This is a genomic window from Nocardioides sp. CPCC 206348 (assembly GCF_048654705.1).
Classification (GTDB): domain Bacteria; phylum Actinomycetota; class Actinomycetes; order Propionibacteriales; family Nocardioidaceae; genus Nocardioides.
Map to the genome: position 1 here is coordinate 1,210 of NZ_JBMCZA010000147.1, position 6,869 is coordinate 8,078.

A 6,869-nucleotide genomic window follows, 5' to 3' on the forward strand; every position below is an offset into this window, starting at 1 on the left:
CGCGATCCGCCGCTACCTCCAGGACGTCGACGCCCTGCCCGCCCAGAGCCTGATCGCCAACGTGCCGGTCTCGGTCCGTACCGGCGAAGGCGCTTCTGTCGGCAACGCGATCACCTTCCTCTACACGCAGCTCGGCACCGACGTGGCGGACCCGCTCGAGCGGATCGCCCGGATCAAGGCGTCCACCCGCCTCGGCAAGGAACGCCTCCCCCAGGTCTCCGGCGCCGCCATGGACGCCTACACCGCCGGCCTGATGGCACCGTTCCTCGGCCAGGCCATCACCCACCTCGGCGGCCGCGGCCGACCCGCATCCAACCTGGTCCTCTCGAACGTCCCCGGCCCCGCCGAGCCGCGGTACGTCGACGGCTCCCGCCTCGAGGAGTACTACCCCCTCAGCCTCCTCTTCCACGGCCAGGCCCTGAACATCACCGCCATCAGCTACGCCGGCCAGTTCAACATCGGCTACACCGGCTGCCGCGACAACCTCCCCCACCTGCAGCGGATCGCGGTCTACTCCGGCGAGGCGCTGGAAGAGCTTGAGGTGGCGCTGGGGATCAGCGCCGAATCCTCGGCTGGGTAGTCCCCGACGGAGGGCGACGTGGCAATCGTCGCCGCAGGACCGAGCGCGGCATTCCGCCCAGATTGACACAAGAGGCGCAAGCGCAGCCAGCAGCCCCTAACCTGTGAGGTCGACGGAGGAACGACGAGCAGTCGGTTCTTACTTGGCCGACAGATCCACGAGGTAATGGGTGAACCAAGCCGCGCATCCCAAGTCCGTGCCAGTGCTCAGGCTGAAGAGCCCGCACAGCCCAGCCGCTCTCGAACAGCACGCTAGCTTTCTCGCCGGATGCGACCCGAACGAACAGGTCGACCTACAAATACCCTCGACGCTCAGGGGTGACGACCTCGGCGGGTTGGGTGCAGTAGGCCAGCTAATTCTGACGTGGGCTCGCCGGCCAACGCCAGGAGTGCTCCGAACGTACGTGCCGGGAGCCGACGTTGGAGACGACACGAAGTCCACAGGGGACCGTCTCAGCGCTATCGAGACGCTTGTGGAGTCGGACCACGGGCTCCTGGCTCTCTTGATGTCCCGCCGCGCAGTCGATGTGAAGGGCGAGTCACTCCTCGGCGTCACGACGACCGTCACTGCCGGCAGGTTGCTCCGAGCGGGCAATGTCGCCACGGCCAGACATGGCAGCAGGGTGGCGCTGTTCGCGGCCGATCACCGATCGAACAGTGCTCCCTTTGCGCTCTACCAGCCCACTTCGTTGGGCGCCGTTGGCCACGCAGTTCGAACACGTGACGAGTTCAAATCGCTGGCTCGCGAACTTCTCAAGGTGATCGGCGTGGGAGCTTCGAGCGACCGACCCAGCCCGGAACAGCAAGATTCCTTGGGAACGGTGCTGTATCAACTGTTCAGGAACACCCACGATTGGGCACGTACCACAGTCGACGATCGGAAGTATGAGCGTTCGGTCAGGATCCTGCGCAGCGAATACGTCGGTGACTCCCTCGCCACGCATCTCAAACATGCCGAAGGCGATCCGGGCTTGCAGGCCTACCTGAAGCACGACGTGCATCAAGGCGTGCAAAGGGCTGACGCGAAAAAGGACATGCGCCGGTTCCTCGAAGTATCGATTCTTGACTCGGGCCCCGGGCTCGCAGCTCGAATTTTGCATTCACAGAGGCTGACCAATCCGACCCTCGAACAGGAACACAGCGCGCTGCTGGCATGCCTCAAGAAGCACATGACGACATCGCAACATCCAGGCCGTGGGAATGGCCTCCACGTTGTCCAAGAGTTGATGACTGAACTACGCGGATACATGAAGGTGCGCTCAGGGCGCTTGGCGATGGTTCGCGACTACGTGCAGGACCCGTATTCGCGCTCAGACGAGCAAGAACCGTGGCTGCATGACTGGCGTAGCGGCACGGCAAGCCCAACCGATCTTGCACCGGTCGTTGGCACCTTCATCAGTTTCGTGGTTCCCATTAAGTATCTCGCTACCCGCGGGAAACGGCTTGCCAGTCAGGATCTTGAGGGATGACTCGCACAGAAACCGCTACTCCCTTCTACCGGTTCGAGGTCGAGCTCTTTGCGCCGGACGGCGCGCCATCGATTTGCACCGCCATCTACTGCTCCACAGAAGACGTGAGCGTCACACGGCTCTCCGACGAGCTGACCGGCCTGGCTGATGATCGGTTGATCCCGGACCGCATCGTGCTACTCGGCCGAGGACCTCTCCTGAACTCCATGCGAGATGCCGCCACCAGTGAACGCATCCTCGAAATGGTGCCGCTGGCCACTCGTTTTCACAGCCCTCCCGAACTGGAACTCGTGACGATCGACAGGCATGGGCGCCTCAGCAGCGCATCAGGATCAAGCGAAGAACCAACTCTGTGGGAACCAAACGATTCAGAGCGATTCATGCAGGCGGGCCTAAGGGCAATCATGAAGGAACGAGGCGTGGTCCTCACCACCAACGGCTACCACTTCGCCAAACCCAGCCGGCGCCACAGCGACCGCTTCATCCGGACAGCCAACGCACTCCGCAACAGCAGCGAAACGTCCTTCATCGCCGCCAACCTTCTCAGGTTGTTGCCCGACGACGAGTTCGACCGGGTCTACACCGACACGTCCTCAATCAATGCAGTCGCATACGCTCTCAAGGATCATCTCCGCTCCTTCGACCCTCAGTTCCGAGACTTCACCATCGACAGTTTCGGCAGCCACGTAGGTGCCGACGGAAACTTCAACCTCGCCGGGACTGAACGGGCGTTGATCTTGGTCTCCGCGACGACGTCAGGCGGACTCATCAAGAAGCTCGAGACCAAGCAGAACGTTGATCCTCACCGAGTGATCACCCTGTGCTACGTCGGACACGAGATCCTCGACAACGTCGTCTGTGACCTCACCCTTCGCGACTCTTCCAACCCCGCCGAAGAAGGACATGGGCTTCACAAGCCGTTCCCGAACTGGGAGAAGGAAGATTGCCCTGACTGTTTGCGCGGGCACTCGCTCGTTCAGATCAGCGGGGACCAGTTCCTTCCTGCAAGCCCGTCGATCTCCATGCAGGTAATCAAACAGTCACACGCTCCAAACTGGCTGAACCGGATCAGCAACCAACTACAGGGGCTCGGCGTCATTCGCGCTCACGTCGCAAACGCCAAGGAGCCGGCCCCGCGGTCGCTCTACCTCGACTTTGGCCCGCTGATCGAGGTCGCGGCAGAAATCGACCACACCAAGGCGCCGGAAACCGAGGGCGAACGACTCGCACAGCAACTACACCGCCGCATCCTCCGCGACGTGCCAGCAGGCACCAACTGGATCGTCCACCTCGACGACGATGCATCCCACCGTCTGGCACTCCTCGCCAACGACCACCTCAGCACACACTCGACCGCAGTCGCCGAAGGACGGATCATCAAAGCCAGCGACTTGATCGCCGCGCCTGAAGCGCACTCCATGGACGGCCTCGTCCTTGTCGTCGCAAGCGCAGTCGTCAGCGGCCGCAGCCTCGCCTCCGTAAGCCAAGCCCTCAGAACTGCCCACGGAGACAACCCGATCGCTTACCTGATCCTCGCCGCACGTACGCCCACCGCAAGTCGACTCAAAGTTGTCCGCAACAACCTCGGCTACGGCAACGGTCAGTTCGATGAACACAAGGTCTCGGTCCTGATCGAGCTGGCGCTCCCTGACGACCGCGAGAACGCGTCGTCTCCATGGGCTCACGAAACAATCCTGTGGATGGGAATTCGAGACGCTGTCGAGGATCCCGACGCAGCGCCTGACCGAATGAAGTGGCTTAACGACCGAATCAGAACACTTGAGGGAGTCGGCGAGACAGGAGACGACGCCCGCGGCCTCACCGACGAACTCTTCCTTCGCAACCAACCCGACGCAGGCCCGCTGCAACTACAGCCAAATTTCGCCTTCTGGGACTTCGACTACGACCCAGCAGATGTTGCGCAAAGCGAGGTGCTCTTCGCAGTGACCGCCATCCTCCACCACATGAGAGTGGAACTCGGCCTCCTGCAATCCGGAGCCCACGAACACAACTGGACAGTCCTGGACCCCAGCAACTTCGCTCGCTTCAACGACCCAATCATCCAAGCCGCCCTACTGCGAGCCGCAAACCCCCACGAACTCGACTACACGGGACAACGAGAGTTCAGCCGCGACATGACAGCCGTCCTCGAGCCGCTCATCCTCAACTGGGACAAGGCCGACGGCGGTGTTGCCGCAGAGATTCTGCTTGCCCTCGCAACACAACGACTCCGCCTCCACGACGACGACCTCGACGTGCTGCTCGCCAAACTTGACCCAAGGATCGAGCACGAGCCCCTGGCGACTCTCATCGCAGAGCTGTGCGCACGAGCCAACGAAAACACAGAAGTGGTCCCCTGACGCGAGGGCCTGCACTGGAGTCCTCGGGACTGAAGCACGTACTGGGGTCAGCCCGACCAGGCCCAGTCCGCCGCGACACGGCGCCCATCAAGACGCTTACCGCCCATCTGCCGCCTATGCGAAGGGTTCAAGCTACGGATCTGCTTGGGGTTTTTCGGGTCTTGGCCTACCAACCTGCCGAACAGCGGTTGGTAGGCCATCCGGTAGGCCAACGCGGAGGAAGTCTGCGGAGAGTTCGTCTTCGCCCTAGCCTGATGAGTCACCGGCGACGCCCAAAGGGGGGCGCCCGGCATTAGGGAGAACGATGTCGAAGGGAACTGACGCGGGTCTGCTCGACCAGCCAAAGCCGCAGTCCGTCTACAAGCACGGGATCTTGGAGCAGTACGCCATCAGGTTCGCCACGATGACGGCGAGCAAGCTGGTCCCCAAGCGGTCGGTCCTCTTCGACGGGTTCGCGGGGCGGGGACGCTTCGACGGCGGTAGTGCCGCATCGGCCGAACACATGATGATCGGCGCACAGAAGGTCAAGAACCAGACTCAGATCGACATCTTCCTCGTCGAGCAGAATCATGCGGACTGGGAGAAGCTCGACGGCGTGGCCGACGAGTACCGCGCCAGAGGGATCAAGATCGAGACGCGGCACGGCGACTGCGAGAGCTACCTCGACGAGGTGTACCGGCATGCGGCCGGCGCCAGTCTCTTCATGTTCCTAGACCCCTGTGGCGCCGTGCTGCCGTTCACGACGCTCCAGCCACTTCTCAGGAAGCGGGGCCGATGGCCAGCCACCGAGTTCCTGATGAACTTCAACGCCGACCTGATTCGGCGAGCAGGAGGGCAGTACAAGAAGGGCCTGCTCGAGCTGGGGGGCGTGGCCAAGGCGGATCTCGTCTGTGGAGGAGTTTGGTGGCGTGAGGTTGCTCTGCGAGCGCACATCCAGTCTGGCGGCAAGACGTGGGAAACGGCTGCCGAGGCCGTTGCGGTGGAGTACGCCAAGCGCCTCACCGACGGAACGAACTTCGCCTGGGCCGTGGCGCCGGTACGACGTCAAGTGCATCACCAGCCGGTGTACTTCCTCATCTTCCTCACGGCCAACCCCCACGGCTTCTGGGTCTTCGGCGCGGCAGCTGCGAAGGCACGGGAGAAGTGGCTGACCTTCGTCGGCCCCGACGAGGACGAACTGGAGGACATGCTGTTCAACACTGTCGCCGACCAACTCGAGCGCGAGCACACAACGGCGATCGCCACGATCACCCAGAATCTGCGCGACCTATGCGCAGACGGTGTCGACCATCCCGTCGTGCAGCGCGTGGACCAGATCTTCGGCGACGTCTACGGCGAGGCCAAAGAGACTGCCTTTTCGGCTGCCCTGCGTCAGCTCGTCAAGGATGAGGAGGTCGAGTTCGTGAGCAAGGCCAGCAAGCCGCACGGTCACGTGATCCGCCGTGGGAAAGCGCTCAGTTTGTAGCCAGAGTAGGCATTTCGCTCCAGAGGCGGCCCTCGAGCTCGCGTCCGTTGGCCTTCGGCGTTCGCCCGCCCCACTGCTTGAAGAAGAACGCGACGTTGGCGTCGGTGCACTGGTCGCGGATGTCCACGACCCAATCCGGGTCCATCGCTCTCGCGTTCGGGCCTGACTCGCCCCCGGCGATGACCCAATCGATGTTGGTGAGGTCGAGGTTGGGCAGCGCGGTGATGAGCGGCTCACAGGACAGGAACCTGACCGCGGCCGGGGTGGCCCGAAGGTGGTCGATGCGGTCGACGGCGTCGAAGGACTCGACTGAGACGCCCATCCAGAGATTGGCGGGCCAGTCGAGCTTGTCGGCGAAGCGCGCCATCCGGTGCGCTCGCTTCGTGAGTACCTGGTAGGTGTGCTGAGGCGTGTCTCGGATGACGTCGAAGATGTCGCGGACGAACGCGACCGGCACCTTGGCGTGGAAAAGGTCGCTCATCGAGTTCACGAAAACGACCTTCGGCGACCTCCACTTGTAAGGCTGCTCGAGCGAGGCTGGGTGCGTGGTGACACCGAAGCCTGGCCCCGATGTTCTGGGGTCGCCGTCGTTCTGGTATTTCTCGGCGCCCATGGCCTTGAGTCTCTTGGACAGCGCCAGGGCGTAGCAGTTGTCACAACCAGCAGCTACCCGGTCGCACCCGGTGACCGGGTTCCAAGTGACTTCGGTCCACTCGATCGCGCTGTTCGTGGCCATCCGCACTCCTTCGCTGTTCGAACAATTGTTCGATCTAGTGCCAGTGTGCCCTCAACGCCAGCAGGCTAACGGCTTTTCCGCAGATGTTGGCGGCGACCACCGTCCGAGCGCCAACCGATACGCGACTCGGACGGAGCTCGGACCTCTCGACGAACGGCACCGTGCGACGCGACACCTGATCTAGTGCGATTGGCTCGCCACCAAAAGGGTGCCCCATTCCGACGCGTATGCCCGCAACGGCAAGCGGGCACTCAGGCCAA

At 62.8% G+C, this 6,869-nt stretch carries 5 protein-coding genes; 4 read left to right on the top strand and 1 reads right to left on the bottom strand.

Annotated features, from left to right (window positions below; all coding sequences use genetic code 11):
- The 4 genes from ACOADB_RS10140 to tcmP all read left to right on the top strand — a co-directional run.
- Nucleotides 1-580: WS/DGAT domain-containing protein (locus tag ACOADB_RS10140; RefSeq protein ID WP_378597842.1), on the top strand; the 580-nt coding region annotated here is incomplete at its 5' end.
- A gap of 505 nt (nucleotides 581-1,085) precedes the next feature.
- A complete protein-coding gene (locus ACOADB_RS10145) occupies nucleotides 1,086-2,048 on the top strand; it encodes a hypothetical protein (RefSeq protein WP_378597844.1) in 963 nt (320 codons plus the stop codon).
- Nucleotides 2,045-4,408 carry a hypothetical protein gene (locus tag ACOADB_RS10150; protein ID WP_378597845.1) on the top strand — a complete coding sequence of 788 codons (2,364 nt, stop codon included), beginning with the start codon at nucleotides 2,045-2,047 and terminating at the stop codon, nucleotides 4,406-4,408. The genes ACOADB_RS10145 and ACOADB_RS10150 overlap by 4 nt, the downstream gene beginning before the upstream one ends.
- A 304-nt stretch (nucleotides 4,409-4,712) precedes the next feature.
- Nucleotides 4,713-5,873 (top strand): three-Cys-motif partner protein TcmP, encoded by a 1,161-nt coding sequence (gene tcmP, locus ACOADB_RS10155; RefSeq protein ID WP_378597847.1) that lies wholly within the window; start codon nucleotides 4,713-4,715, stop codon nucleotides 5,871-5,873.
- Here the strand turns inward: tcmP and ACOADB_RS10160 are convergent.
- Complete coding sequence (locus tag ACOADB_RS10160; protein ID WP_378597849.1) at nucleotides 5,863-6,609, bottom strand: DUF5131 family protein; 747 nt, start codon at nucleotides 6,607-6,609, stop codon at nucleotides 5,863-5,865. The two genes, tcmP and ACOADB_RS10160, sit on opposite strands and share 11 nt — an antisense overlap.
- Nucleotides 6,610-6,869 lie beyond the last annotated feature (260 nt).

Bases quoted from the DNA above. Each gene is read 5' to 3' on its own strand.
- ACOADB_RS10160 (WP_378597849.1), bottom strand. From the start codon at position 6,609: ATGGCCACGAACAGCGCGATCGAGTGGACCGAAGTCACTTGGAACCCG.
- ACOADB_RS10145 (WP_378597844.1), top strand. From the start codon at position 1,086: ATGTCCCGCCGCGCAGTCGATGTGAAGGGCGAGTCACTCCTCGGCGTC.
- tcmP (WP_378597847.1), top strand. From the start codon at position 4,713: ATGTCGAAGGGAACTGACGCGGGTCTGCTCGACCAGCCAAAGCCGCAG.
- ACOADB_RS10150 (WP_378597845.1), top strand. From the start codon at position 2,045: ATGACTCGCACAGAAACCGCTACTCCCTTCTACCGGTTCGAGGTCGAG.